Genomic DNA, 26,796 nt, shown 5'->3' on the forward strand with positions numbered 1-26,796 from the left:
GGTCGCCATCGCACCACCTCCAACGCATCTGAGTCTAGTTGACATACTCAGCTCTCTCGCGAGACTCTGGGTTCATGATGCGAACTCAGCTCGTGCTGCCGAACCGCGACCCGGTGCCGGCCACTCCCGCCGGCCTTCCGGGGGTGCGGGCGGACGCCGTGGAGATCCGTCCCGCCCGGACGGACGACGAGGAGCGGATCCGGCGCTTCCTCGGCGGCCTCTCGGCGCGCAGTCAGGTGCAGCGCTTCTTCACCGGGCTGGGCCGCCCCGGCGCGAGTATGGTCAGAGCCCTTCTCGCGGTGGACGAGCGCCGCGACGCCCTGCTCGCCGTGCACGGCGAACTGATCGTGGGACACGCGATGAGCTGTCCGGGCCAGGAGGCCGACATCGAGATCGCCGTGGTGGTGGGCGACGAGTGGCAGGGCATGGGGCTCGGCTCCCGGCTGGTCCGCGCGCTGATGCGCCGGGCGGCGGCCCGGGGTGCCGAGACCGTGGGGATGGACGTGCTCGGGGACAACCGCAGGGTGCTGGCGATGATCCGCAAGGTATGGCCCGACGCGGTCACGCGGATCTCCGCGGGGACGGTCGAGGTGACGGCGGCCGTCATCCCCTGATCCATCCCCTGACCGGCCCCGCGGTCTCCCCGCCGGGTGGTCGCGCCTCATCGGGTTCCCGCGGCTCTTCCCGCCGGGTGGTCGCGTCTCATCGGTCCCGCGTCCTCCTCGCCGGTCGGGGGTGCGATGCGCGCCTCCCGGCGGTTCCGGGGGCGGTGCGCGGTACCGTGATCAAGGCGGTACGATGGACGTGGCCCGAGCTGTTCCCGCGACAGTTTGCGGAATAAGGTTCTGGTACCTCACCATGGAACCGTGAAGACCGCCAAGAACGGACGCGACGGCCGCACCCGGATCGTCGAGGGTGCCCTGCGCCGATTCAGTCAGGACGGTGTGTCGGCCACCACGCTGGCCAGCCTCCGCGAGGAGAGCGGCGTCAGCGTCGGCAGTTTCTACCACCATTTCGCCAGCAAGGAACACGTCTTCGGGGTGCTCTACGCCGAGACCCTGAGCATGTACCAGGAGGCCTTCCTCGCCGAACTGCGGCGCCACGAGGGAGCCAGGGAGGGCATCGAGGCCATCGTCGCCCTGCACATGTCCTGGTGCGGCGAGCACCGCGAGCGGGCCCACCTGCTCATCAGCGAGCGGCCGCCGAGGCGCGACGAGCCGGGCGGCACCGAGGTCTCCGAGTCGCGCAGGGCGTTCTTCCGGCAGGTCTCCGAGTGGTGGCGGCCGCACATGAAGAACGGCCTGCTCCAGCCCGTCCACCCCACGATGTGCTATGTCCTCTGGCTGGGGCCGGCCAACGAGATGTGCCGTCTGTGGTTCGCCGGGGCGCACCAGCCCACCCCCGAGGAGATCGCCGGTCTCTGCCAGGCGGCCTGGCACAGCCTGCGCCAGCAGAACGGCTGACCGGTCCCGGGGAGAAGCGCTCCGGCCCGGGGGCGGGGGCTCCTTCCGGGCCGGAGCGGTCTCGGTGCGCCTCCCGCGGCCGCCCGGGCCGGGCTCTCCACGCGCCCCGGCCGCCGAGGCCGAGTCGCCGCGGGCCCTGCCGCGATCCGTTCGGCGAGAGACGTCTGCCGTGGACGGTCAGGCGGGTGCCACGGGGAGACGCGAAGCGCTCGGCGTGCGGTGTGGCGCCCGGACCCCCACCACGTCGGAGGCCCTCACCGCCGATCGAGCCCCGCCGCCGGCGACGTTCGCGGTCAGTACGGCCGGCGGGCCCCCACCAGCCGCCGCCGGGTGGACACCCGCCAGATCTCCTTGTCCAGCGAGATGTCCAGCCGCAGGTCCTGGCGCTGACGCCGCAGGCCGGGCACGCGCACCCGGTCGCAGATGTCGAACCTCCCGCACCGGGGATAGCCGAAGCCCAGCTCGCCCGGAAGGACCCGTAACTCGTCCTGGTTGCCGCACCGCGGGCAGGTCCACGCGACCAGGTCCTTGCCCCGGTGGTAGTCGTGGCAGGCGCGGAAATACTCATCAGGGTGGAAACGGGACTCGCAGGCGAAGCAGGGGATCAGCATCACGGATCCTTCAAGCGGATGGTGCGGCCCCACAGAACTACCGCTTTCTGCTTGTTCTCCGCTTGCAGAACACTTTCCCTGATCTATACCAGTCTCATCACCTGGGGCGGCGGGCGGAGCCCGGTGCGAGGATTGCCCGGTGAACAATCTGCTGGACCGGCTCAGAGGACTCCTGCTCGACACCGGCTACACCATCGACGGCGTCCGCGAACGCCTCGGCGACATCGCCGCCGCCGCGCTCTCCCGTGAGGAGACGGTGCCCGCCCTGCGTGCCACCGCCGGGGACGACCCGCTCGGCGTGCTGATCCGGCTGTGGTGGCTCGGCACTCCCGTGCCGGAACGTACGGCGCCCGCCGGTCTGCCGGTGGCGGAGCTGGCCGCGGCGGGCCTGGTGACCGTCGAGGACGGCCTGGTCACCTCCGCGGTCCACCTGCAACCCTGGGAGACCGGCGGATACGTCGTCTCCGACCGCAAGGTCAGACCCGGCGACCCGGCGCTCCGCCCGGACCACGTCGTCGGCGCGGGCGGCGCCTCGGCGAACCTGGCCCAGCTGGCCTCGCGCCGCCCGGTCGAGCGCGCCCTCGACCTCGGAACCGGGTGCGGGGTCCAGGTCCTGCACCTGGCCGGCCGGGCGGCGGAGATCACGGCCACCGACGTCAACCCCCGAGCCCTGGAACTGGCCCGCGTCAGCTGGGCGCTGTCCGGGATCGAGGGGGTCGACGCGCGCGAGGGCTCGCTGTTCGACCCCGTCCGGGGTGAGCGCTTCGACCTGGTCGTCTCCAACCCGCCGTTCGTGATCTCCCCCGCGGGCCGCTTCACCTACCGCGAGTCCGGCTTCCCGGCCGACGGCTTCTGCCGGGACCTGGTCCGCCTGGCCCCCCGCCACCTGGCCCCGGAGGGCACCTGCCACCTGCTGGCCAACTGGCTGCACGTCCGCGGCGAGGACTGGCGCGACCGCGTGGGCGGGTGGCTGACCGGGACCGGGCTCGACGGCTGGGCGGTCCAGCGCGACGTGCAGGACCCGGCCGAGTACGTCGAGCTCTGGCTGCGGGACGCCGCCGAGCAGGGCACCCCGCGCTACCGCGAGCTCTACGACGAGTGGCTGACCTGGTTCGAGTCCGAGGACGTCACCGGGATCGGCTTCGGCTGGATCACCCTGCACGACTCCGGGAGCCTCGACCCCGTCGTGCGGGTGGAGGAGTACGGCGGGCAGGTGGAGCTCCCGGTCGGTGGATATGTGGACGAGGTGCTTGCGGGGATCACCACGGCGCACCGGCTGACCGATGCGGCGCTGCTGGACGCCCGGCTCTGCCTCGCGGCCGGGGTGCTGGAGGAACGGATCGGCCCGCCGGGCGCGGAGGATCCGGCGCGGATCGTGCTGCGGCAGACGAGAGGCCTGCGCCGCAGCGCGCGGGTGGGAACCGTGGAAGCCGCCCTGGCCGGGGTCTGCGACGGGGATTATCCCCTGGGTCCGCTGCTCGACGCGATCGCCGAACTCACCGGCGAAGACCCTGCCGACCTGCGGGAGAAGGCACCGCAGGCACTCCGTCCGCTGCTCGCCGAAGGGTTTTTCCACATATCCACAGGGTGATCCTCCACAGGCTGTGGATATCGCCGCTATCGCTTGTCAATCCGATGACAAGCGGGCGGAGGGAAGCTTCGGGTGTGGGGCACGCTCCCGGGGGGGTGGAGGGATCGTGCCGAGTCCGGCCGGCCGTCACAGTGAGGCGGCCGACCACGGGTGACGTACCGGATGACCGGGCCCCCTACACGTCGCCCGGGGTCAGACGGTCGGCCGGGCGTCCACAGCCACCTTCAGTTTCCGGGCCGGTCGGGCTCCGGACCGGCGGAGACAGGGATCCGGGTGATCAACCACGTTTGGATGACGCGCCTCGACGACGACCTGTACGACGGGCTGGAATCAGCTGTCGACCTGGTCCCGATCGAGCAGGGCCCGCAGGTCGTCGGCCTCGGGGGCTCCGAGCGTGCGGAAGATGTCGTGAGCCCGCTCCAGGCAGTTCCGGCTGCGCCCGGCGCTGCCGAGGCCGGCGAGCGCCTTGCCTAGCACCGCCAGTGCCTGCGCCTCGCCGTACGGGTGACCGATCTCGCGGCTCACGGTCAGCGCCTGCTCCGCGTGGCGGGTCGCGTCCACGAGGCGGCCCGCGTGGATGAACGTCTCGGCCAGCCGGGAGCACACCCGCTGCTCCCACACCCGCTGGTTGCTGGCCCGGAAGAAGGCCAGGCACTCGGCATGGTGGTGGACGGCCTCGTTGAGCCGGCCGACCCGTGACAGGATCATCCCCAGGTGGTAGCGGGCCCGGGCGGTGCCCGCGCTGGAGCCCATCTCGATGAACAGGGCCAGCCCCTGTTCGGCGGCGGCGATCGCCTCCGCGGGCTGGTCCAGGAACAGGTGGTCACGGGCGGAGTAGCTGAGTGTCAACGCCTCACCGCCCCGCGCCCCGGTCTCCCGGAACACCTGACGCGCCGCGTCGAACCACGCCAGGGCCTCCACGTGGCGGCGCCTGCGCCCGGACACGACGGCCAGCGCGTTGAGCACCTCACCGGCGACGATGCGGTCGCCGAGCGCGGACAGGTCCAGCGCGGCCCGGAACTCCTCCTCGGCCTCGGCCAGCCGGTTGGCGCCGAACAGCACCCGGCCCAGCACGTAGCGGCAGCGCAACTCGCTGGAGGTGGCGTCGAGCCGCCGGGCCACGGCCAGCGTCTCCCGCGTCCGGTTCTCGAACTCACGGGCGTGGCTGCCCGACTCCAGCAGCGGCTCCATGGCGAGGAGCAGGTCGGCCCCGGGTAGCAGCGCGCCGGGATCGTCGGCCGCGGTCGCCTGGACGACCGAGGCGAACAGCGACTCGGCCTCCACCGACAGCCAGGCCACGGCCTCGTCGGCGGAGGCGAAGGCAAGTCCGGTCGCGGTGACCTCGATCTGGTCGGCGATCGTGCTGCCCTCGTAGGCGAGCCGGTGGGCCGAACGCGCGGACGCCAGGTAGAAGTCGAGCAGCCGGCGCAGCGCCGCCGTCCCCTCGTCACCGGCTGCGTCCCCGGGTCTCCCGGTCCCGGCGACGGCCCCGCCTGCGCCCTGGGCGCGCTCCGCGGTGCGGCGGGCGAAGAGCTTGAGCAGGTCGTGGAAGCGGTAGCGGCCGGGTGCCGGGGCCTCCAGCAGGCTGGCGTCGACCAGCGACTCCAGGATGTCCTCGGTCTCCAGGGGGTCCAGCGCGAGCAGCGCGGCGGCGGCCCCGATCGAGATGTCCGGGCCGCCCGGCAGCGACAGCAGCCGGAACGCGCGAGCCTGGGCCGGGCCGAGCTGGCCGTATCCGAGGGCGAAGGTCGCCTCCACCGCGAGGTCGCCCACGCGCAACTCGTCCAGGCGGCGGCGCTCGTCGGCCAACCTGGGCACCAGCGAGGCGACCGTCCACGACGGCCGCGCGGCCAGCCGCGCGGCCACGATCCGCACCGCGAGCGGCAGGAAGCCGCAGGCGGCGACCACATCCATGGCGGCGGCGCGCTCCGCGGAGACCCGCTCGGCCCCGGCGACCGTGCCGAACAGGGCCAGGGCCTCCTCCGGCTCCATGACATCGAGGTCGAACAGCCGGGCCGCGGCCAGATCGGCCAGCTTGCCGCGGCTGGTCACGATGGCCGCGCATCCCGCGGAGCCGGGCAGCAGGTGGCTCACCTGGGCGGCGTCGCGGGCGTTGTCGAGCAGCACGAGCATGCGCCGGTCGGCCAGGAGCGAGCGGAACAGCGCCGACCGCTCGGCCGGGCCGTCCGGTATGGCGTCGGGGGGCAGGCCCAGGCCCCGCAGGAAGGCGGCCAGCACCGACTCGGAGGAGGTCGGCTCCTCACCGTAGCCACGCAGGTCGGCGTAGAGCTGACCGTCGGGGAACAGGTCCTGCATGGTGTGGGCGACGTGCACCGCCAGGGCGGTCTTGCCCACCCCGCCGATGCCGGAGATGGCGGCGACCGGCACCCCCTCGGAACCGCTCTCGCCCGACAGCAGGGTGCGCAGCCGCGCGACGATCTGACGGCGGCCGGTGAAGTCGTTCACCGCGGCCGGGAGCTGGGCGGGGCGCGGGAGCTCGGGTGTCGCGGCGGGCGCGGGCCCCCCGGCTGCGGGTCCGGCGCTCTCCGTCGCGTCGGGTTCGGCGGTCTCGTCGGGCGAGGCGACCCCGGTGGCTCCGGCGAGCGTCGCGGCCCCGGCGGGGGCGGGCGGCGCGGGCTGCGCCGCCGGAGCGAGGGACGGGTCACCGACGAGAATACGCCGGTGCAGGCTCGTCAGGTCGGGGCCCGGCTCGATGCCGAGCTCTTCGATCAGCGTGGTGCGGGTGTCGGCGAAGGCGGCGAGGGCCTCCGCCGTACGGCCGCACCGGTAGTAGGCCAGCATCAGCTGGGCGCGCAGCCGCTCTCGCAACGGGTGGTCGGCGCTCAGCGCGATCAGCTCGGACAGCACGTGGGAGTGCCTGCCCAGCTCCAGGTCCAGGTCCATGAGGACCTCCACCGCGCTCATCCGCCGCTCGGCGAGCCGGCCGCGCTGGTGCTCGACGTAGGGGCCGACGGCCCCGGCCAGCGGCTCGCCCGCCCACAGCGCGAGGCTCGCGCGCAGACTCTCGGCGGCTCTCGCCAGGTCGCCCGCGCGCCGGGCGGCCTCGCTCTCCTGCACGCCCCGCTCGAAGCGGACCAGGTCGAGGGCTTCGCCGTCCAGCCGCAGCGCGTAGCCCCGGCCCACGGAGGTCAGCAGCTCGGGGCGGGTCCGCGGCGACCTGCCGGGTTCCAGCACCGCCCGCAGCCGCGAGACGTAGGTGCGCAGCGCGCCGAGCGCCCGGGGCGGGGACTCGTCACCCCAGATCGCGTCGATCATCTCGGCCGGCGTCACTGCCCGGCCTTCCCGGAGCAGGAGCATCGCGAGAATGGAGCGCTGCAGCGGGGTGCCCAGATCGAGCTCGGCCCCGTCACGCCATGCCTGGACAGGGCCGAGCACGGCGAAGCGCAACCCTTCTCCGCCGCCCCGAACAGCCATTTCCTGAAGCTCCGCCCTACCGAAAAGCTTTATGGCCAAATGATAGATCCTTCGTCGCTTACTCCGCGGGGAGAGGCTTGCTCGTTAACCCGGCCGTTGATCAGGCGTTAATCGGGCGTTGAGCCGTGTCCGTGATGCTGAGCCCTGTCGGGCATGGCCCTTACGGGGGCGGCCATGCCCGACGGGGGCAGCGGATTGCGGGTATGAAGAGCCGGCGGCGGTGACGAGGAGTGGTCTTCCGGCGTCTCGCCGATGATTTTCGTAAAAAGGCTCGGGTGAACATCAGGCCCGTCCGGTCTCCCGGGCGGGCCTTTTGTTCCATTAAGCGCTATAAGTGATGATTATCGGGATTATGCGGCCTCGACCATGCCCATCCGCGCGTGCAGCCGTTCTCGGACGAGTGGCCATTCCGAGCTCAGGATCGAGTAGTACGCGGTATCTCGGACCGTGTCGTCGGCGCCTCGGCTCTCCGCCCGCCGCACACCGTCAAGGTGCGCGCCGAGGGCCTCGATGGCGGTCCGGGATCGTACGTTCCGTACGTCGGCCTTGAGGGTGATGCGGTGGACCTGCCAGGTCTCGAAGGCGAGTGAGAGCATCAGGTACTTGCTCTCCCGGTTGACACCCGTGCCCTGGGCCGAAGCGGCCAGCCAGGTGTAACCGATGTCCGCCACGGACGGGACATCGCCCACCGCCCCACGTGCGCCCGGCGGCCAGGGCATGGGGCCCTGCCAGTACTCCAGGTGCATGAGACGGGTGGCACCGACCACGCGGTCGGTGTGGAGCCACCGGATGGCGAAGGGCAACGTGCGGCCCTCCGCCTGCTCAGCCAGAGCGGCCTCCACGTAGGAGACCATCTCGTCCCGGCCGTTGGGGACGCGAGTGAAGGCGTAAGTGGAACGGTCCTCACTCGCCGCGGCGACGAGGTCGTCGACCACCGCGAGGCTGAGCGGTTCCAGGCGCACGAGGCGCCCGGACAGGGTGACAAAAGCGGGCATGAGCACATGATGGGGGCTCAAACGCATGTGTGATGCCAAACGAAACAGGACATCTTGGTGAGCATCCAGGGATGCGTCCGACCTGCGGTACTCCATGGTGCGAATGCCCAGCTCAGCAGCGCTTACGCCACCTCGGACGGGCGCGGGTCCGGGGTAAAGTTTCACCAAAGTGATGCCGGCCTCGATCACCTCGCCGCGGGGGCCGGAACGGGGGAGGCGGGCCGGGGCGAGCGCGGTCGCCGCCGCGTGGTGTTCAGCCCGTCCAGGGCCTCGTCCAGGTGGTCCAGGGAGGCGGAGATCCAGGGCAGCCCGAGGGGGTCGGGGGCGGTCAGCGCGGCCAGCCGCCGCTCGGCCGTCTCGCCGTACAGCAGGCTGGTGGCCACCCGCACGCGCAGGGCCGCGGGATCGTCGCCGAAGGCGTGGCCGGGGAGCACCCCGACGCCGTACCGGTCGAGCAGATGCGCGGTCAGCTCGGCGGCGGAGGCGAAGTCGAGGCCGGCGAAGTCGGGGTAGAGGTAGAAACCGCCCTGCGGCCGGTCCACCCGCACGCCCGAGCGGACGAATCTCTCGTACACCGCCCGTGCCACCGCGCCGTGCAGACCGCGGCTCCGGTCGATCCGCTCGACGAGCTCCGGCGGTTCGGTGTAGGCGTACGCCGCCGCCTGCTGGACGGGCGCGGCGGGGCTGGACCAGATCTCGCTCGCCACGGCCAGCAGCCGGTCGCGCAGCGCGGCGGACGGGAGCCTGGCCACACCGATCCGCCAGCCGCCCAGAGCCAGGCTCTTGCTGAGCCCGCTGGTGATCACGGTGCGCTCGGGAGCCTGCTCCGCGGGGCTGAGGAAACCGGCGGACGGGTCGTGGACCAGGTCGCGGTAGATCTCATCGGAGATGATCATGAGGTCGAGCTCGCGGGCCACCTCGGCGATCCGCCGGATCGTCGGCGCGGTGGCGAGCGTGCCGGTGGGGTTGTCGGGGAGCGTGACCAGCAGCGAGCGCACGTCGCGTCCCCGGGCGCGCGCGTGCAGCACCGCGGAGGCCACGTGCTCGGGGTCCGGCACCCCGCCCTCTCCGGGGGGCGTCGGGATGAGCAGCGGGCGGGCGCCGACCAGGTCGGCCTGGGCGGCGTAGCTGACCCAGCTCGGCATCGGCAGCACGATGTCGCCGCCGATCGCCAGCAGCAGGCCGTACAGCAGCGGTTTGCTTCCGGGACCGCAGACCACCAGGCCGGGGTCGGTGGGCAGGTTCCGCCGCGCCCAGTATCCGGCGGCGGCCTCGCGCAGCGCGGGCGCCCCGGCGACCGGCCCGTACCCGTTCTGCCCGGCCGCCGCGGCCAGCCGCTCGCGCAGAGCCGGATGAACGGGCAGCCCAGCCTCCCCGAAGGCCAGGTGCAGCACCCGCTCGCCGGCGCGTCGTCTTCGTTCGATCTCCTCGTTGGCCGCCAGGGTGGCGGAGAGGGTGATGTCCATCTCGGGTCCCTTCCTCATTGCGGAACGTTCCCCAGCCTGATGGGGTGAAGGCATCAGGACAAGCTTCGGTTGTTGTGGGTGGGCGTAAGGAGAACTGATGCTTGATCTGCGGAGACTTGCGGTGATCTGCGAATTCGCCCGCCGGGGCAGTATCGCGGCGACCGCGGCGTCCCTCGGGTACAGCCCCTCGGCTGTCTCCCAGCAGCTGGCCACCCTGGAGCGCGAGACCGGGGCCGCGCTGCTCGACAGGACCGCCAGGAGCGCGGAGCTGACCGACGCGGGGCGGCGCCTGGTCGAGCACGCCGAGCGCATCCTGGCCATGGTGGAGACCGCCGAGTCCGACCTGTCGGCCCAGGCCGCGACGCCGTCGGGCCGGGTGACCGTGACCGCCTTCCCGACCGCCGCGGTGGCCTTCGCGCCCGCGCTGGCCAGGACGTTGCGCCGGCACAGCGCGCTCACCCTGCGGATGGGCCAGGGCCGCTCCGGGCGCGGCATGCGCGAGGTGCAGTCGGGGGAGGTCGACATCGCGCTGGTCGACGACTGGTACGGCTGGGTGCGCGAGTCGGACACCATCCGGGTCTTCCCGCTGCTGCGCGACCCGCTGGTGCTCGTGGTGCCGCGCAAGCACCGGCTCGCCTCCCCGGACGTCCCCGTCGACCTGCACGAGCTGCGGGACGAGCCGTGGATGGCGACCCCGGACGGTGAACCGTCCCGGCTGGCGGTGGACCGGCTGATGGCCGGGGTCGGCGGCCACCAGCCGGTGCCCTGGGAGTTCGAGGGACTCGGCACGATCCTCGGCCTGGTCGCCAAGGGCATCGGCATCGCCGCCGTCCCCGCCCTGGTGCTGGCCGCGGGGGTGCGCGGCGTCGTCGTCCGGCGGCTGCCCGGCACCCCGATCGGCCGGGACGTCCTGGCGATCGCCCGGGCCTCCGGCGTCCACCGCCCCGCCGTCTCGGTCACCCTCCGGGCCGTCCACGTCGCCGCCCGGCTGCTCGCCGCCGACCTGGAGGCGGTGGAGCTCGCCTCCCGGTAACGTCGGCACGTGCCTCCCTCCTACACGCTCGAACGCCTGCTGAACGACGGCGGGTCGAAGCTGGTCGCCGGGGTCGACGAGGTCGGCCGGGGTGCCTGGGCCGGGCCGGTCGCGGTCTGCGCGGTCGTCACCGACCTGTCGGACCCGCCCGCCGGGCTGACCGACTCCAAGATGCTCAGCCCCGCCCGCCGTGCCGCCCTGGTACCCGAGATCATCACCTGGGCCGCCGGGGTCGGGTACGGCGAGGCGTCACACGAGGAGATCGACGAGCTCGGCATGACCGAGGCGCTGCGCCGCGCGGCCCGCAGGGCGCTCGCCGCGTTGCCGGTCCGGCCCGACGTGGTGATCCTCGACGGCAAGCACGACTACCTGGGCGCGCCGTGGCCGGTGCGGTGCGAGGTCAAGGCCGACCTGTCGTCCGTCTCGGTGGCCGCGGCCTCCGTCGTCGCCAAGGTCCGTCGCGACACCCACATGGCGTCGCTGGGCTGCGCCGAGTACGGCTTCGCCGACAACGCGGGCTACCCCTCCCCGGTCCATCAGGCGGCCCTGGCCTCGCTCGGCCCGACGGAGCACCACCGCCTGTCCTGGTCCTACCTGGACGACCTGCCGCGCTGGCGGCACCTCAAGAAGCACCGCGACCCGCGCGCCGGTGAGGGCCAGCTCGGTCTCTTCGCCTGAAGATCGCGGTCCTCCGGGCCGGTCGCTCCGGACCGGCCCGTCGGACCGTGGTCTCTCGGGGCGTGCCGGCGTGCTCCGAACCTGAGCCGTCCCGGCCCGCCACGCCGCCGGCCGGTGGACGGTCCGCTGGAGGCGTCCGCGGGAGGCCGGGAAGCCCCTGTGTTGCGGGGGTCTGCGCGACACCGGGGAGCGCCGCCATGTCGGGCTCCGCGGTTCGCGTCCGACATCATCGGAGGGTGCGTATCGGAGTCTTTCTGGTGGCGGCCGGGTTCCCCGGCCGGGAGCCGGGTCAGGTGCTGCGGGACACGGTGGAGGCGATCGCCGTCGCGGAGGAGGTGGGGTTCGACGACGCGTGGATCGCCGAGCACCACTTCATGTCATACGGGGTGTGCCCGTCGGCGGCGACGCTGGCCGGGGTGGCGCTGGGCCGCACCACCAGGATCCGGATCGGCACGGCGGTGAGCGTGCTCTCCACCCGGCACCCGGTCGACCTGGCCGAGCAGGCGGCGATCCTCGACCAGACCTCCGGGGGACGCTTCACGCTCGGGGTGGGCCGGGGCGGGCCGTGGGTGGACCTGGAGGTGTTCGGCACGGGTCTGGACAGGTTCGAGCGCGGTTTCCGCGAGTCGCTCGACCTGCTCTGTGACGCGCTCGCCCGGGAGGAGGTCTGCGCGGACGGGGAGTTCTTCTCGTTCAGGAAGGTGCCGATGGTGCCGGCCGTCCGGCTCCGGCCGGTCGTCGCGTGCACCTCGCCGGAGACCGTGGCGATCGCCGCCGAGCGGGGGTTGCCGATGCTGCTGGGCATGCACGTCGGCGACGCGGAGAAGGCCGCCGTGCTGCGGGACTACGCGGCGCTGGCCGGGGACCCGCCGTCCCCGGCCGGTCACGTCGCGGCCGCCGTGGGCCACGTGGCCGACACGACGGAGCAGGCGGTGCGGGAGCTCAGGCAGGCCATGCCGCGCTGGCTGGAGCCGGGCCTGGCGGGCTACGTGCCGGTGGACGGGCGGGCGCGGCCGCCGCGCGACATCCCGGGATACGTGGACTTCCTCTGCGAGACGCATCCGGTCGGCTCGCCCGAGCGGTGCGTGCGGAAGATCCTGCGGACCGCGGAGGCCACCGGCCTGCGGCACCTGATCCTCATGGTGGAGGGTGCGGGAGACCACGCCCGCACCCTCGCCAACATCAGGCGGCTCGGGGCGGAGGTGCTGCCCCGGGTCCGCGGTTGAGATCTCGTGCCGTCGTGGGTGTCAGCAGTCGACGAGCTCGGGGCTCTGGTTGAGGATCTGCGACCTGGCGGTGACGAACTCCGCGTGGGCCGCGGTGGCGGACGGGGCGAAGACCGCGACCCGGTGACAGTTCTGGAATGCGAGCTTCACTCCGAAATGACGCTCCAGCGCGCCGCGCATGGCGTCACTGGCGAGGGCACGCAGGAGCTGGCCACGCGCGGCCTCGTCCGGCGGGGGCACGGTGTTGTCGGCGAACTCGGCGCCGGTGTGCTCGCGCTGCTTGACCAGATCGCTGATCAGCGACCAGGCGTACGGCAGCGAGTCCCGGACGCAGGCGACGAACGCCGCGTCGTCCACCTCACCGGCCTTGGCCTGGTCGAGAAGATCGTTCGAAACGGTCAGCGACATGCTGCGTTCTCCTCTCAGAAGGGGATCAATCAGACATTAGGTGAAGCGTGGTGATCTCTCCATCTAGCGGGAGAGCGACACTCGCGTGGGGCCGAAGACGAAGTCGGGGTCGATCTGCGCGGCGAGATCCTCGCCCGTGGCCCTGTTCGCCCAGGCCTCGGCGTTGCGGAGGTGGAAGAGCACGGCCTGGTGGCCGAAGCGGTCCCAGTTTTTCTCCTGGGCGTCGAGACGCTCCAGGATCGTCGCCAGGGCCGCGGTGTTGGCCGGTTCGAGGTCGCCGAGGGTGAACGGGCGGCCCTGCTCCATGGCGCGGATCGCCGCGGAGTGCTCCAGGCAGACGAGCAGGTCGTCACCGACCTGCTCGCGGAGGAACGCCACGTCGTCCGGGCCGTGCACCTTGTTGCCGATCACCGCGATCGGCACCTCGTAGTCGGCGGCGTAGTCGCGGTACTGCCGGTAGACGCTCACCCCCTGCCGGGTCGGCTCGGCGACCAGGAAGGTCATGTCGAAGCGGGTGAACAGCCCCGAGGCGAAGGAGTCGGCCCCGGCGGTCATGTCGACCACGACGTACTCGCCCGTGCCGTCGACCAGGTGGTTGAGGTACAGCTCCACCGCGCCGACCTTGGAGTGGTAGCAGGCCACGCCCAGGTCGTCCTCGCTGAACGGGCCGGTGACCATCAGCCGCGGCCCCTCGGGCGTGGGGATCGAGAAGCCCGCGTGAATCGGGTCGTCCTGCTCGTCGAGACGGAGCAGCCGCGAACCGCGCCCCGGCGGGGTGGTCTTGACCATGGCGGAGGCCGAGGAGATGCGAGGGTTGTCACCCCGCAGGTATTCCTTGATCTCGGCCAGGTGCGAGCCCATCGGGCGCGGCAGCGCGCTCTCGTCCAGACCGAGGACCATGCCCAGGTGCTGGTTGATGTCGGCGTCCACGGCGACGACCGAGGAGCCCCGGCTCGCTGTGTATCTCGCGAACAGCGCCGACAGAGTCGTCTTGCCGCTGCCGCCCTTACCGACGAATGCCACCCTCACGACGACGATCCAATCTGACGATGAAAACCATTGCAACTCCTTCGGGGGGACCATCATGCCACGCCCGCCAGGTGTGTGTGACGGCTATCACCAGGAGAAACAGGCGAGTGGCGGGACGGATGGGGTGGTTTCGCCGGATTAGGTGGGACTTGATCGTTTACCGGAGCCGTCGGCGTTGGGTAGCCCCCCGGCCGTACGGGGCGGCGGCGTCCGTCTTCCCGGGGCCCGGCGAGGAGACATACCAAACCGTATGGCATGGTGAGTGCGCGGCCGCGGTGCGCGGCCGGCCACGCATTCCCGGCAGGAGTGACCATGTCGCGAACCGTCGAACTCCCGCAGCTCCGCGCCCTGACCCAGGGCGCCGACCACGTGGACGTCAAGACCGTCCGGGGCGATCTCACCCTCGGCGAGTTCCTGGCCGGTCTCGTCGGCTGGGAGCCGGGCTGGATCCGCTTCCTCTACCGGGTACGGGGAGTGTTCGTGCGCCTGCTCGGCATGCGGCAGAAGGACATGCCGTCCGCCGCGGGCATCCGGCCGGAGGACATCTCGTTCACACCCGGTGACAAGCTCGCGTTCTTCACCGTCGTCGAGGGCGAGGAGGACCGGTACCTGGTGGCGGGCGCCACCGAATCACACCTCACCGCCTACCTGGCGGTGGTGGCCGAGCCGGGACGCTTCCACGTCGTCACGATCGTCAAGTACCACCGCTGGACCGGCCCGGTGTATTTCAATGTGATCCGTCCCTTCCACCATCTCGTGGTGCTGAGCATGGCCAGGGCCGCCGTCGGACGGTCGCGGGACGGGAGAAACCGGTAGGGGGTCTTCGGAGGCCGGTCCGGCGCGCGGGCTCGCGGCGCGGCTGCGGCAGGGTCTGCGGGAGGGGGGATCCCGGCGGCCGTCAGCCGCAGACGGTGTCGAGCGTGACAGTGCTCACCCCGGCGCGCGCCCCGGTGACCCCTCCCGGGACCTCCGGGCCGTCCTCGGCGGGACCGGCCGCGCGGGCGGCGGCCGAGGCGCCGGGCGTCGCGGAGGACGACGGGCGCGCGGGCGGCTTCGCCAGGGCGGCGGCGGCCTCGCGCTTGATCAGGTCGTAGTCGGGGTAACCGGTGTTGATCAGCGGCGGGACGAACTGCAGGCTTCTGATCTCCGCGTTCTTCACCTTCCCCGCCAGATCCACCAGGGCGGGCAGCATCTCACGCGGGATGTCGGTGGAGACGGCATTAACCGCGGCGGCGGCCAGCCTCTCGAAGCTCCTGAGCACCGTCACCGGGTCGGCCTGCTTGGCCACGGCGTTCATCAGGCACTTCTGGCGGCCCATCCGGACGTAGTCGTCACTGAAGGTGCGGGACCTGCCGTACCAGAGCGCCTCCTCGCCCGACAGTTTGCGCCTGCCCGCCTCGATCAGGCCCTCGTTCTGCCTGCCGTACACGATGGGCTCCTTGATGCGGACCCGCACGCCGCCCATCGCGTCGACGATCTCCACGAAGCCCCACATGTCGACCATCGCGTAGTTGGTCACCTCGATCCCGAGGATGCCGCTGACGGTCCTCTTCAGCAGGGACGGCCCGCGGTGGTTCCTGGGCGTCCTGGGCATGATCTCGGGGTGGTCCTCGGCGTACTGGTAGACCTCGTTGAGCAGGCCGGGACTGTAGGGCGGCTCGCCCTGGAAGCCGTCGGGGAAACGCTCACGGGCCGGGCCGGGCGGCATGGGGACGTCCTCCAGGTTCCTCGGCAGCCCGAACAGCACGGTGTCACCGGTGCGGGTGTCCACACTGGCCACGGTCATGCTGTCGGTGCGGATGCCGACCCGGTTGGCCGCCGCGTCGGCGCCGATGAGCAGGATGTTGATCCGCTCGCGGCCGTTCCACGGGTCCACCGGGACGGGTGTGGCGCTCTTGGCGAACACCGAGGTCACCACGGTCTGGGAGACGTAGGCCAGCCGGGCCGCGTAGGCCATGGGGGCGATCACCACCGCGCACAGCAGGCCGATCGCGGTGGCCGACAGCAACTGGGCCGTGGTGGTGAGCGACTCCGGCCGGACGAGCAGGTAGGAGCGGATGATCACGGCCACCGTGGCGGTCGCCAGCAGCAGCGCGGCCAGCGCGAAGGCCCACAGCCAGACGGGTTGCACGGCGAGGGCGAGCAGCGCGGGTCCGGCGGTCAGCGCGGCGGTGGTGACGCCCGCGGCGAGGATCAGCTCGATCCCCAGCAGCAGGGCGCCCGCCAGGCGGCGGCCCACCCAGATGTGGGCCAGACCCCACACGACGGCCGAGCCCACCGCCAACGCCAGGCTTGCCCCGACACCCGCACGTCCCCCACTACCTGCCATTTTTCTAACATCTCCCGTCCGTCTCCCCCTTGCATCACAGGTTAGTAACGCTTTTCGGATGAATGGCCATGTGGCCGTACGACGCGCGGGCGCAGGCCGGTCAAGGTTCGGTGACCGGGGCACGCCGGGCCGGGGGAATGTCAAGTTCCAGTCAAAAACGACACTTAATTGGTTTTGCACCGTAAGTGGGGGGATTCCCAGGTAAGGCAGTGAAGGGGGACACCTGGTGCGTAAAGTGATCAGTGCTTTTCTGATCGTGCTCGGCTGTGTCCTCGCTCCGGTCGCCCTGTTCGGCTTCTGGACGGCGCACGCTCTCATCTCACCGGGGCGCTACGTCGAGAGCGTGGCGCCGATGGCCCGGAACTCGGACATTCAGGACGCCGTCGCCAACCGCGTCACCGGTGTGATGACCCAGCGGCTCCGCGGCCTGGGCGTCTCGGCCGCCGGTGACCTCGTCCGCACCTCGGTGCGGGCCAAGGTCACCGGCGACGGCTTTCCCACCGCCTGGGAGGAGATGAACCGGGGGGCGCACCGCAGGTTCCTCGCGGTCCTGTACGGCGAGGGCAGCCGGGAACCCACGCTGCGCAGCGACACCGTCTCCCTCGACCTCCACCCGGTGTGCGAGCTGGCCAGGCAGGAGCTGCTGGCGGCCGGGCTCGGGACCGCCGCCCGTCTGCCCGAGCTGCACCCCACGATCCGGCTCGCCCTCTCCGCCGACCTGATCAGGGTGGCCCCCGCCCAGAACCTGCTGGTCTCGCTGAAGTGGATCCTGCCTTTTCTGCCGCCCGCGCTGATGACGGCGGGGGTGCTCCTGGCCCGCGACCGTGAGACCGCGGTCGTCGGCGCGGGTCTCGGCCTGGCCGGAGGCATGTTCCTGCTGGCCCTCGCCCTGTCCCTGGCCCGCAACGTCTACCTGCCCGGCTCCACCGGTCACACGTTGCCCGTCGCCGCCGCGGTCGTCTTCTTCGACGCGGTGACCGGGACGCTGCGGACCGGCGTGCGGGTGTTCTTCGCGGCCGGGCTGCTCGTCGCCGGAACGGTCTTCGTCGCGAAGGTCGGGGTCCTGCGCGCCCGGCTTCCCGTCCCGCCACCGCCGCCCATGCTCACCAGTCTGCGGCGCCCGCGAAGGATGTCGCCGTGGGTCGGTAGCCGAGCCGGTCGCGAGCGGCCGTGATGTCGAGGGTCCGCTCGACGGCCAGGTGCCCCGCGGCGTAGCGGGTCAGGCGGGGCGGGTGGGGCCGGCGCAGCAGCCGGAACGCGGTCTCGGCGGCCAGGGCGGCGGGGCCGGCCAGCGAGAGCGGGAGGTAGGACGGCTCGGCGGCGATGCCGCGTTCCCGCAGGATCGCGCGCAGGGCGTCGTCCAGGACGACGGGCTCGGCATCGGTCACGTTGAAGACGCCATGCTCGACCGGGCCCGCGGCGGCGAGCAGGCAGGCCCGCGCGAGGTTGTCCACCGAGGTCAGGCTGATCCGCTGGCGCCCGTCGCCCACCGCGAACAGCCGCCCGCCCCGGACCGCGTCGAGCACCCGGGGCAGCAACGTGGTGTCGCCCCTGCCGTAGACGGCGTGCGGGCGCAGGATGACCGCCCGGTCCAGGCACCGCTCCGCGGCGGCCTTGGAGGCGCCGTAGGCGTTGGCGTACCGCCCGACCGGGGCCTCGTCCTCGGTGGCCAGCACGGTCGGCCGGAACGGGTCGTACACGCTGGCCGTGCTGACGTGTACGAACCTGGCGCCGGGGAACGCCGCGGCGGCGTTGCGGGTGCCGTCCACGTTGGCCGCCCAGATGTCGCGCGGCGGCCCCCAGTCCGTGACGCTCCCGGCGCAGTGGATCACCGCGTCCGCCTCGTCGAACTCCGGCCGTTCCCCCAGCAGGTCCCACGGTGTGTACGGCGCCCCGCCGACGTGCGCGGGGTCCACCGAGGACCGCCTGCCGAAGGCCGAGACGGCCCAGCCCTCGCGCGCCGCCGCCCGGCAGACCGCCCCGCCCACGAACCCGGAGGCGCCGGTCACCGCGACCCGCAGCCGCGGGCGGGACGGCCCCGTCCCGGTCCCGGCCGCGGATCCCGGCTCGGCCCCCGTCCCGGGCTCAGGCACGGCGGGCCACCAGGGCGCGCAGTGCGGCGCGGTCGAGCTTGTCGGCCCGCCCCGAGCGGGGGAAGGCGTCCAGGGTCTCGATCCGGTCGGGCAGCGCGGCGGCGTCCACGATCCCGGGCAGTGCCTTGCGCAGCAGGCTCTCGTCGTAGCCGTCCGCCGGGACGACCGCCAGTACGACCTCCTCGTCCCCCGTCTCCGGGTCGGCGAGCCCCACGATCGCGGCCTCGGCCACCCCGGGCAGCGCGGCGACGCCGGGTTCGTACAGGCCGGGGTAGATGTTGAACCCGTCGCGGAGGATCATGTCCTTCTTCCGGCCGAGCAGCACCAGCCGGCCCTCGTCGAGGCGGACCAGGTCCCCGGTGGCGACCTCCTGGAGCGGTTCCTCACCCAGGTAGCCCCGGGCGAGGTGGGGCCCGGAGACGAACAGCTCCCCGTCGTCGGCGATCCGGACGCCGACACCGGGCAACGGCGCCCCGAGCAGGTCCCCCCCGTCATGGGCCAGCTTCTCCCGCGCCGAGGCGACGGCGATCGGCAGCGCCTCGGTCATCGCGTAGACCGACAGCACCTCGGGCCCGGCCTCGACCGCCCGGCGGAGCACGCCCGGCGGGGCGGGCGCGGCACCGAGCAGCAGGTAGCGGAGCGTCCGCGGCAGCCTGGGGGTCTCGCGCAGGAGCCTGTCCAGGCGCACGGGGACGGCGAAGGTGTGGGTGGCCCGCCGCTCGGCCAGCTCCGCGGCCTGGTCCCCGCCGCCGGGCAGCGACCAGGTCGCCCCGGCCATCAGCGCGGGCAGCCCGAGCATCAGCTGGTCGGTGTGCACGACGTCGCCGGGGCCCAGCGGGAACGCGCTCCTGAACAGCTCCAGCCCGGCGGCCAGCGACCCCCGGGTGTGCACCACGCCCCGGGGGCGCGCGGTGGTCCCCGAGGTGAAGATCACTGCCGCCGCCTGGTCCGCCACCGCCCGGTCCGTCATCCGGTCCGCTGCCGCCTGGTCCGCCGCCCCGCCCTGTCCGGCCCGGCCGGCGAAGTCGCGCAGGACCCGGGAGAACCGCAGCGCGCCGCGGGGGACGCCGGGCAGCCACGGGCCCGTGTAGAGGTGCCGTACGGGCCTGCCCGGGAGCGGCTCGCGGAGGTTGGGCAGGAGCAGGCCCCGGCGGCGGGCGAGACCCTTCAGCGGCCCGTTCAGGAGGTGGAGCAGCGACTCGGTGACCACCCAGGCCGGCCGGGTGGCCGCCATGCGGGCGGCCAGCACGTCGGGAGCCAGCCCGGGATCGGCGAGCACGAGCGTCCCGCCCGCCGCCACCGCCCCCAGCGCCAGCACCACCGCGTCCACCCCGGGCCGCACCGCGAACATCACCCCGTCTCCGGGCCGCAACGCCCCGCCGGCGTCCCCGCCGGACATCACCTCGCGGACCACGGCCACCCGGCGGGCCAGTTCGCCGTAGGAGATCTCGCGGCCCCGGCCGTCGATGAGGGCGGTCCGGCCCGGCTCCCGCCCGGCGGTGGCCGTGATTCCGCTGACGATGTCGTTCATGCCGCGCTGATCCACAGGTTCTCGTAGGTGGGGATGAGGACCCGCCTGGCCGCGCGCCGCCCGACGACGCGCACCCGGTGGGCGAGCAGGACGGCGGCCACCGCGCGGATCTCCGCCAGGGCGAGCGGGTAGCCGATGCAGAAGTGCGGTCCGGCGCCGAACCAGAGCCGCCGCAGCTCGGGCGGGTGCCCGCGGGACGGGTCGAACGGGCCGTACGCCCTGGCGCAGTTGTGGGTGACGATCAGCACCCGGTCGCCCGGCCGTACGGGCACCCCGCCGACGTGCGCGGCCACGCTCACCGAGCGCAGCATCACCGGGGTCGGCGTGGTGACCCGCATGGCCTCCTCGATCACCCGGTCCAGGTCGTCCACCGGGGTTCCGTGGTCGTGCAGGAGGGCGACGAGCCGGGGGACGAAGGTGGCGACCGTCTCGGTGCCCGTCAGGAAGAACGCCCCGGCCGCGCCCCTGGCCTCGGCGGCGGACAGCCCCAGGGCCCGCATCCGGCCCATGACCGTGGACTCGTCCCCGGCCTCGTAGGCGGCCTGGGCGATGTCGCCGATCCGGTCCAGCACCCGCCGGGCGATCGCCACCTGCCGCTCCGAGAGCCGCCGCGAGCGCAGCGAGACCATCGAGACGACGCGCTCCCCGTCCGCGAACAGCTCGCGGGCCCGCGCCTCGGAGACCTCGCCCAGCCCGATCACCCGGCAGATCACCGCCCCGGCCATCACCCGCATGGCGTCCACCAGGTCCACGGTCTCGCCCCGGGCCAGCCGCGTCGACAGGTCCGCGAGCGGGCGCCGCAGCACGTCGTCCACCTGCGCGGAGACGTACGAGGTGGTGAACAGCGGCATCAGCTTCCTGCGCAGTGCGAGGTGCGCCGGGCCCTCCATGTTGAGCAGTACGGAGGGGCCGAGCACCGGCGTCCACAGATCACCCGGCGATCCGGGGCCGTCCTTGCGGAAGCGCTCGTCCGTCAGCACGGCGCGCGCGACGGCGGCGTCGTTGACCACGACTCCCAGGCCGGGAACCCGGACCACGGGGCCCAGGCGGGCCAGCAACCGCATGAGCGGGTAGACCACGGGATGCGCGGCCAGATAGAGCCGGGTCTCGTGGTTCACCGGATGTCGATCACTTCGGGACGGTAGTGGTGGTCGGCGTACCAGGCCAGGGTGCCCACCAGCCCGTACGCCCGGAGCCTGCGCACCGAGCCGAAGACCACCACGTCGCGGCGTGAGGCGTACGCGGAGGTGAGCATCCGCACCCGGTTGACCAGCGCCCGGTCCTCGTGCACCTCCTCGATCGCGGTCCTGGGGAAGCCGCCCGCCCGCTGGTAGAGGTCCGCGGTGATGGCGAGGGCGCAGCCGGGCATCATCACGTACGGGCCCCGGTAGCGCGGATCCCGGTTGCCCGGCCGGAAGCGCCCGAAGGTCGCCGCCACCTGGATCACGAACGGGATGAGGTGGCGTTCCCAGAGTTTCAGCGGGAACTCGTCGGTCCGGGGCCGCAGCCGCCCGCCGACCATCTCCAGGCCGTCACCGAACGCCCGCCGGATGTTGCGCACCCAGTCCGGGCGGGGCAGGCAGTCGGCGTCGGTCCTGGCCAGGTGGGTCGCGCCGCGCGCGATGGCGTGGCGCATGCCGGTGTCGGAGGCGGCGCCCGTGCCCTTCCTGGTCTCCACGATCACCTCGACGCCGCGCCGCCGCACGATCTCGGCGGTGCCGTCGGTGCTCGCGTTGTCCACCACGAGCAGCGTGAAGTCCCGGTCGTCCTGCCCGGCCAGTGCTTCCAGCGTCGCCTCGATGCCCGCCGCCTCGTTGTAGGCGGGGACGATCACCCACAGGTCCATCACATCTCCGCCAGCATCACGCCGGTGCTGATCCCGCCGCCGAGCCCGAGGAGCGCCACCCGGTCGCCCGGCTGCCAGCCGCCGAGCGCGAGCTGGAGCGGGAGCGAGGTCGAGGCGCAGTTGCCGTGCTCGGGCAGGCTGACCACGAGTTTGTCCTCGGGGATCTGCAGCACCCCGGCCAGGAAGCGCAGGTAGGGCAGGGCCACCTGGTGCACCGCCACGATCGCGAAGTCGTCCCAGGTCAGCCCGGTGCGCTTGAGCGCGTTGAGGAAGATGTCCGGGCCGGCCAGCTCGAACGCCTCCTTGAGCCTGCGCCCGTCGCCCCGGAAGTAGGAGTACTCCGGGTCGCGCGGGTGCGCCGAGCCGCCGCCCGGCAGCGTGCCGATCGCCCACGCCGTGGAGTCGGCCGCGAAGTCGCGGTAGAAAATGCCACGTTCCATATCCGCGGTGACGAGCACCGCGGCCCCGGTGTCCGACAGCGTGTAGCCCGCGAAGGAGTCGACGAACTGCGCGCGGTCCCTGACCCGCCACCGGATCGCCCGTGACGGCACCTCGCCCGAGCAGACCAGCACCTTGCGGTGCGCGCCGGACAGGATCAGCGCCTCGGCGACCTGGATCCCGTTCAGCATGCTGTTGCAGGCGTTCTTGACGTCGAACACCGGGCAGGAGAGCCCGAGTTTGGCCGCCACGATGTGCGCGGTCGCGGGCTCGACCATGTCCTGCGAGGCCGACGCGAAGATGAGCAGGTCGACGTCCGCGTGGTCGAGCCCGCGCGCCGCCTCCGCGGCCAGGTCCGAGGCCTGCTGGTCGTCGCCGGCCACATGGCGCGTGCGGATCCCCGTCAACCGCTCTATGACGCCTCCGTGGGGCACGTAGCCCTCGATCCGCCGCTCCACGTCCGCGCTGGACAGGGTCCGTTCCGGCAGACAGGTCGCGACGCCCGTGATCCGGGCTCTCATCGATCTCCCTCGATAGCGTCAAATCTCCATATATTCGCGCAATGTATCGGAAAGGCCGTCATTTGTCCTGGTCATGAGGGCGAGATATGGCTCATGGCCGGGGTAATCGGAACGGTGCGCCCCCCGTCAGGCGGGGTCCACCGGGTCCGTCGGTTCTGCCGGTTCTGTCAGGACAGTTGGGTCTGCCGGGGTCGCCGGGTTTGTTGGCCCCGCGCGGGGACGGGCCGCGGCGGTACGGGGCGGTACGGGGTGGTGGGGTACGGCGGTCGCGTACGGCGCCGGGCGGGGAGTGACGATCCGGGACGGCGCGACGTGGCGGCGCGACGTGGCGGGGCGGACCCCGGCTCCCACCGGGCATGAGCGACCCTCATATGGGTAGCCGGTGTCGCCATGAGCGACGTTCGGACGGGGACGGTGACCACGAAGGTCCCCGCGCGGTTGGACCGGCTGCCATGGTCACGATGGCACTGGATGATCATTATTGGCCTCGGCACCGTCTGGATCCTCGACGGTCTTGAGGTGACCATCGTCGGCAACCTCTCCGCCCAGCTCGCCAAGGAGGGCAGCGGTCTGGCGATCACCCAGGCCCAGGTCGCCGGCACGGCCGCCGCCCTCTACGTGGCCGGAGCGTGCCTCGGGGCGTTGTTCTTCGGCTGGCTCACCGACCGGTTCGGGCGCAAGAAAATGTTCATCATCACCATGGTGGTCTACCTTGTCGCCACCGCCGCGACGGCGTTCTCCTTCTCCGCCTGGTGGTTCTTCCTGTTCCGTTTCCTCACCGGGTTCGGTATCGGCGGCGAGTACGCCGCCATCAACTCGGCCATCGACGAGCTCATCCCGAGCCGCCACCGGGGCCGGATCGACATCATCATCAACGGCAGCTACTGGCTCGGTGCCGCGGGCGGCGCGCTGCTGACCGTGCCGTTGCTGAACAACCTTCCCGTGAACATCGGCTGGCGTGTCGCGTTCGGCCTGGGCGTGGTGCTCGGCCTGGCCATCCTGCTGGTCCGCAGGCACGTGCCGGAGAGCCCGCGCTGGCTGTTCATCCACGGCCGGGACCGGGAGGCCGAGAGGCTGGTCGACGAGGTCGAGGAGCGGGTCGAGCAGGAGAAGGGCGTGCGGCTGGAGGAGCCCTCGCGGTCGATGACCATCCACCAGCGCAGGTCGATCGGGTTCGGGCAGATCGCGCACACCATGGTCGCCCGCTACCCCAGGCGTACGGTCCTCGGCCTGTCGCTCTTCGTCGGGCAGGCGTTCCTCTACAACGCCATCACCTTCGGGTACGCGCAGATCCTGTCGACCTTCTTCGGTATCGACACCGACGCCGGATACTTCTTCGCGGTCATCGCGATCGGCAACTTCCTCGGCCCGCTGCTCCTCGGGCGGTTCTTCGACACGGTCGGCCGCGTTCCCATGATCTCCGGCACCTACATCGGGTCCGGTCTGCTGCTCCTCGGCACGGCATGGTTGTTCAACCAGGGCGTACTGACCGCGGTCACGCTGACCGCCTGCTGGTGCGTGGTGCTCTTCTTCGCCTCCGCCGGGGCGAGCGCCGCCTACCTGACCGTCAGCGAGATCTTCCCGATGGAGACGCGGGCCATGGCCATCGCCTTCTTCTACGCGATCGGCACCTTCGTCGGCGGCGTCGCGGGTCCGCTGGTCTTCGCCGGTCTCGTCGAGAGCGGAAGGCCCGGTGACACCGCGCTGGCCTTCTGCATCGGTGCGACGCTCATGATCGTGGCAGGGCTGGTGGAGGTCTTCCTGGGGGTCAGGGCCGAGGGGAAGGGGCTGGAGGACATCGCCCGGCCGCTGAGCGCCGCCGCGCGTTGAGGGGCTTCGGAGTCCGAGCGCCGCCGCGCGTGGGGGGCTCCGGAACTTGAGCGCCGCCGCGCACTGAGGGCTGACGCCGTGCGCCGCGCGCCGGGAGATCCGGAGCGCTGAGCGCCGCCGCGCGTCGCGGACCGGCCTTGTGCGCGAGGCCGTTGGACGGAAGGGAGGCTTGATACGATAGTGATTATCATTTGAGCACCTGTTCAGGAGTATGCCCATGAAAGCCGCCGCCCGCCTGGACACGTGCACGACCGTCGAGCCCGACGAGGCCAGGGTGGCGGCGACCCGCGACCGGCTCGTCACCTCGGACGAGGCCACCCGGCTGGCCGAGCTGTTCCGGCTGCTGGGCGACCCGACCCGGGCCCGGTTGCTGTACGCGCTGCTCGAAGCCGGTGAGTTGTGCGTCTGCGATCTCACCGAGACGGTCGAGGTCAGCGACACCGCCGTCTCGCACGCGCTGAGGCTGCTGCGGACGGCGGGCATCGTGGCCAGCCGCCGGTCCGGCCGGATGATCTACTACCGTCTCGCCGACGCCCACGTCCGCATGCTCCTCGACCTCAGCCGCGAGCACCTGCGTCACGAGATCGTGGAGGGCTGACCCGCGGGGTTGCCCGGGAGCGGCCGCGGCCCTGCGTCCCGTCGCCCGCCCTCGTCCGCGTGGTCACGCCACCGCCCCGCGCCTCATAAGATCGTTGACCATGCTCGGCGGTGTCGCCCGGGCGGCTCGCACCCTCATGTCCGGACCGGCCCGCCGAGCGGTCGCGGACCCGTGAGCCCACCGGGCGGTGGTGTCCTGCCCGCGTTCCGGGGCAGGAGGGTCCTCCTTGATCATCCGATCGCCGGGACGGCCCGGCGCTTGGTGGTCATCTCGATGGAGGTTACGCATGCGTGGTACGGCTCGCGCGCTCGCCGCGGCGGTCGCCGCTCTCACCCTCGGCCTGGTCGCGGCCTGCTCGGGTGCCGGTGACGGGCAGGGCGGTGACAAGCCGGTCGGCCAGGCCCGGTCCCCCGAGGGCCGGAAGACCGTCACCCTGAAGTACTGGACCTCGTTCCCGGCCGAGACGACCCTCGAGAAGGCGCTCGCCGCCTTCGAGCAGAAAAACCCCGGCATCGAGGTCGAACTGGACGTGTTCGACGAGGCCGAGTACCGCAAACGGCTGCCCGAGGCCCTGAAGGACGGGGAGGAGATCGACGTCGTCGGCCTCCCGGCCCCGGAGACGGCCGACACGGTCAAGGACAGGCTCCGCCCGGTCTCCGACTGGGAGAAGGCGCTCCCGGGCGGCTGGCGGTCCAGGCTCGACGAGCGCGTGATCGGCCAGGCGACCGAGGCGACCGGGGACGGCACGCTCTACTCCGTCCCGATGGGTTCCACCGGCGGCGTGGTCATGTACGTCAACGCCGCGCTCCTGTCCGAGCTCGCCGAGGACCTGCCCGAGAGGGCGGCGGACCTGGAGTCCATCGTCACCCGGGTCAAGAAGGAGCTTCCCGATGTCCGGCCGATCGTCTTCTCGGGCGAGCCGCGCCGGTTGGAGGAGATCCTGTTCACCCTCTCCGGTCAGACGGACCCGTCGCTCGCCGGTGACGTGCTCGCCGGTCGCAAGCCGTGGAACAGCCCCGCGCTGGTCTCGGCGCTGACCGACTACGCCTCGCTCTTCGCGCGGGGCGTGATCGACAAGTCCGTGCTGGACCTCAAGGGTGACGGCCCGGTGGAGCTGTTCGGCCAGGGCCGGGCCCTGTTCCTGGTGGACGACTCCGCCCAGGCCCGCCTGCTGTCCGCCGACTACCGCAAGACCGCCGGGATCTCCCTCGACGACGTCGGCGCAGGTGCCTTCCCCGTCCTCCGGCCCGGTGGCAAGCCCGTCGCCCGAGGTCTGGCCGCGGGTCTCGCCGTGCCCACGTCGTCCAAGCACGTGGAGGAGGCGGCCAAGCTGGTCGAGTTCCTGGCGATGGGGGACGGCGTCCGGACGTGGTCCGCGGACCTGACGATGGTCCCCGCCCTCAAGGATTTCCAGACGGACCCCGCGGCGCTCACCACCGACGCCGCGAAGGACGGCTACGCGAGGATCCGGGAGCTCGTCGGCACCGGCGGCCCCGCGCGCCACTCGACCGAGGCCTTCCTCGACGAGGTGGAGGGCGGGGTCATCGGCGACCTCGTCCGCGGCCGGACCACCCCGAAGAACGCGGCGGACAAGCTGGACAAGGAGTGGGCCGGCGGCCGTTACGCCGGCAGGTGACCGGTCCCGGCCCCGGGTCATGTTCCGGCGGGGACCGGA

Annotated in this window: 23 protein-coding genes; 11 read left to right on the forward strand and 12 right to left on the reverse strand. The window is 72.4% G+C overall.

Annotated elements, in window-relative coordinates; translation table 11 throughout:
* Positions 1-74: 74 nt before the first annotated feature.
* Together ABD841_RS00280 and ABD841_RS00285 are read left to right on the forward strand one after the other, a co-directional pair.
* Positions 75-614: a GNAT family N-acetyltransferase gene (locus tag ABD841_RS00280; RefSeq protein WP_344966489.1), complete on the forward strand. Its 540-nt coding sequence runs from the start codon at positions 75-77 to the stop codon at positions 612-614.
* A 252-nt stretch (positions 615-866) separates the two neighbouring features.
* Entirely contained in the window at positions 867-1,463 is a 597-nt protein-coding gene (locus ABD841_RS00285; RefSeq protein WP_344966491.1) for a TetR/AcrR family transcriptional regulator, read from the forward strand.
* Between the two features lie 293 nt (positions 1,464-1,756).
* Here ABD841_RS00285 and ABD841_RS00290 read toward each other — a convergent pair whose 3' ends face one another.
* Entirely contained in the window at positions 1,757-2,074 is a 318-nt protein-coding gene (locus tag ABD841_RS00290; RefSeq protein WP_344966493.1) for a hypothetical protein, read from the reverse strand.
* 139 nt (positions 2,075-2,213) lie between these two features.
* On the opposite strand from ABD841_RS00290, the gene ABD841_RS00295 reads away from it, so the two are divergent.
* Positions 2,214-3,665, forward strand: a complete 1,452-nt coding sequence (locus ABD841_RS00295) for a DUF7059 domain-containing protein (protein ID WP_344966496.1) — start codon at positions 2,214-2,216, stop codon at positions 3,663-3,665.
* A 330-nt stretch (positions 3,666-3,995) separates the two neighbouring features.
* Here the strand turns inward: ABD841_RS00295 and ABD841_RS00300 are convergent, their stop codons facing one another.
* From ABD841_RS00300 to ABD841_RS00310, 3 genes are all read right to left on the reverse strand, one after another.
* The gene (locus tag ABD841_RS00300) at positions 3,996-7,100 is read right to left on the reverse strand and encodes an AfsR/SARP family transcriptional regulator (protein ID WP_344966498.1); all 3,105 of its coding nucleotides are present in this window, start codon (positions 7,098-7,100) and stop codon (positions 3,996-3,998) included.
* A gap of 350 nt (positions 7,101-7,450) precedes the next feature.
* Positions 7,451-8,095, reverse strand: a complete 645-nt coding sequence (locus tag ABD841_RS00305) for a GNAT family N-acetyltransferase (protein ID WP_344966500.1) — start codon at positions 8,093-8,095, stop codon at positions 7,451-7,453.
* 185 nt (positions 8,096-8,280) lie between these two features.
* A complete protein-coding gene (locus ABD841_RS00310; RefSeq protein WP_344967031.1) occupies positions 8,281-9,561 on the reverse strand; it encodes a pyridoxal phosphate-dependent aminotransferase in 1,281 nt (426 codons plus the stop codon).
* Positions 9,562-9,658: 97 nt separating this feature from the next.
* On the opposite strand from ABD841_RS00310, the gene ABD841_RS00315 reads away from it, so the two are divergent.
* The 3 genes from ABD841_RS00315 (at position 9,659) to ABD841_RS00325 (ending at position 12,498) form a co-directional block, all read left to right on the forward strand.
* Entirely contained in the window at positions 9,659-10,594 is a 936-nt protein-coding gene (locus tag ABD841_RS00315) for a LysR family transcriptional regulator (RefSeq protein WP_344966502.1), read from the forward strand.
* Between the two features lie 9 nt (positions 10,595-10,603).
* Positions 10,604-11,272 (forward strand): ribonuclease HII, encoded by a 669-nt coding sequence (locus ABD841_RS00320; RefSeq protein WP_344966504.1) that lies wholly within the window; start codon positions 10,604-10,606, stop codon positions 11,270-11,272.
* Between the two features lie 236 nt (positions 11,273-11,508).
* Positions 11,509-12,498, forward strand: coding sequence for an LLM class flavin-dependent oxidoreductase (locus tag ABD841_RS00325; RefSeq protein ID WP_344966506.1), 990 nt, complete (start codon positions 11,509-11,511; stop codon positions 12,496-12,498).
* A 21-nt stretch (positions 12,499-12,519) separates the two neighbouring features.
* Here ABD841_RS00325 and ABD841_RS00330 read toward each other — a convergent pair whose 3' ends face one another.
* Positions 12,520-12,906, reverse strand: coding sequence for an SCO5389 family protein (locus tag ABD841_RS00330; protein ID WP_344966508.1), 387 nt, complete (start codon positions 12,904-12,906; stop codon positions 12,520-12,522).
* A gap of 63 nt (positions 12,907-12,969) precedes the next feature.
* Positions 12,970-13,935 (reverse strand): ATP-binding protein, encoded by a 966-nt coding sequence (locus ABD841_RS00335; RefSeq protein WP_344966511.1) that lies wholly within the window; start codon positions 13,933-13,935, stop codon positions 12,970-12,972.
* A 312-nt stretch (positions 13,936-14,247) separates the two neighbouring features.
* Here ABD841_RS00335 and ABD841_RS00340 point away from each other — a divergent pair, with 312 nt between their 5' ends.
* A complete protein-coding gene (locus tag ABD841_RS00340; RefSeq protein ID WP_344966513.1) occupies positions 14,248-14,751 on the forward strand; it encodes a DUF2867 domain-containing protein in 504 nt (167 codons plus the stop codon).
* Between the two features lie 82 nt (positions 14,752-14,833).
* On the opposite strand, the gene ABD841_RS00345 is transcribed toward ABD841_RS00340, so the two are convergent.
* Positions 14,834-16,264, reverse strand: coding sequence for an LCP family protein (locus ABD841_RS00345; protein WP_344966515.1), 1,431 nt, complete (start codon positions 16,262-16,264; stop codon positions 14,834-14,836).
* A 226-nt stretch (positions 16,265-16,490) separates the two neighbouring features.
* Between ABD841_RS00345 and ABD841_RS00350 the strand changes: the two genes are divergently transcribed.
* The gene (locus tag ABD841_RS00350) at positions 16,491-17,438 is read left to right on the forward strand and encodes a hypothetical protein (RefSeq protein WP_344966517.1); all 948 of its coding nucleotides are present in this window, start codon (positions 16,491-16,493) and stop codon (positions 17,436-17,438) included.
* On the opposite strand, the gene ABD841_RS00355 is transcribed toward ABD841_RS00350, so the two are convergent.
* From ABD841_RS00355 to ABD841_RS00375, 5 genes are read right to left on the reverse strand one after another with little or no spacing between them, the layout of a single operon-like run.
* Positions 17,368-18,357, reverse strand: a complete 990-nt coding sequence (locus ABD841_RS00355; RefSeq protein ID WP_344966519.1) for an NAD-dependent epimerase/dehydratase family protein — start codon at positions 18,355-18,357, stop codon at positions 17,368-17,370. The two genes, ABD841_RS00350 and ABD841_RS00355, sit on opposite strands and share 71 nt — an antisense overlap.
* Positions 18,350-19,888 carry a class I adenylate-forming enzyme family protein gene (locus tag ABD841_RS00360; RefSeq protein ID WP_344966521.1) on the reverse strand — a complete coding sequence of 513 codons (1,539 nt, stop codon included), beginning with the start codon at positions 19,886-19,888 and terminating at the stop codon, positions 18,350-18,352. Before ABD841_RS00360 ends, ABD841_RS00355 begins: the two co-directional genes overlap by 8 nt.
* Complete coding sequence (locus tag ABD841_RS00365; RefSeq protein WP_344966523.1) at positions 19,885-21,006, reverse strand: cytochrome P450; 1,122 nt, start codon at positions 21,004-21,006, stop codon at positions 19,885-19,887. The genes ABD841_RS00360 and ABD841_RS00365 overlap by 4 nt, the downstream gene beginning before the upstream one ends.
* Positions 21,003-21,734 carry a glycosyltransferase family 2 protein gene (locus tag ABD841_RS00370; RefSeq protein ID WP_344966525.1) on the reverse strand — a complete coding sequence of 244 codons (732 nt, stop codon included), beginning with the start codon at positions 21,732-21,734 and terminating at the stop codon, positions 21,003-21,005. The genes ABD841_RS00365 and ABD841_RS00370 overlap by 4 nt, the downstream gene beginning before the upstream one ends.
* Positions 21,734-22,693 (reverse strand): 3-oxoacyl-ACP synthase III family protein, encoded by a 960-nt coding sequence (locus ABD841_RS00375; protein WP_344966527.1) that lies wholly within the window; start codon positions 22,691-22,693, stop codon positions 21,734-21,736. The genes ABD841_RS00370 and ABD841_RS00375 overlap by 1 nt, the downstream gene beginning before the upstream one ends.
* A 471-nt stretch (positions 22,694-23,164) precedes the next feature.
* On the opposite strand from ABD841_RS00375, the gene ABD841_RS00380 reads away from it, so the two are divergent.
* The 3 genes from ABD841_RS00380 (at position 23,165) to ABD841_RS00390 (ending at position 26,757) form a co-directional block, all read left to right on the forward strand.
* Entirely contained in the window at positions 23,165-24,523 is a 1,359-nt protein-coding gene (locus tag ABD841_RS00380) for an MFS transporter (RefSeq protein WP_344966529.1), read from the forward strand.
* A gap of 217 nt (positions 24,524-24,740) precedes the next feature.
* Positions 24,741-25,121: an ArsR/SmtB family transcription factor gene (locus ABD841_RS00385; protein ID WP_344966531.1), complete on the forward strand. Its 381-nt coding sequence runs from the start codon at positions 24,741-24,743 to the stop codon at positions 25,119-25,121.
* Between the two features lie 286 nt (positions 25,122-25,407).
* Entirely contained in the window at positions 25,408-26,757 is a 1,350-nt protein-coding gene (locus tag ABD841_RS00390) for an ABC transporter substrate-binding protein (protein WP_344966533.1), read from the forward strand.
* Positions 26,758-26,796: the final 39 nt, after the last annotated feature.

The organism is Streptosporangium fragile (assembly GCF_039534445.1).
Classification (GTDB): Bacteria; Actinomycetota; Actinomycetes; order Streptosporangiales; family Streptosporangiaceae; genus Streptosporangium; species Streptosporangium fragile.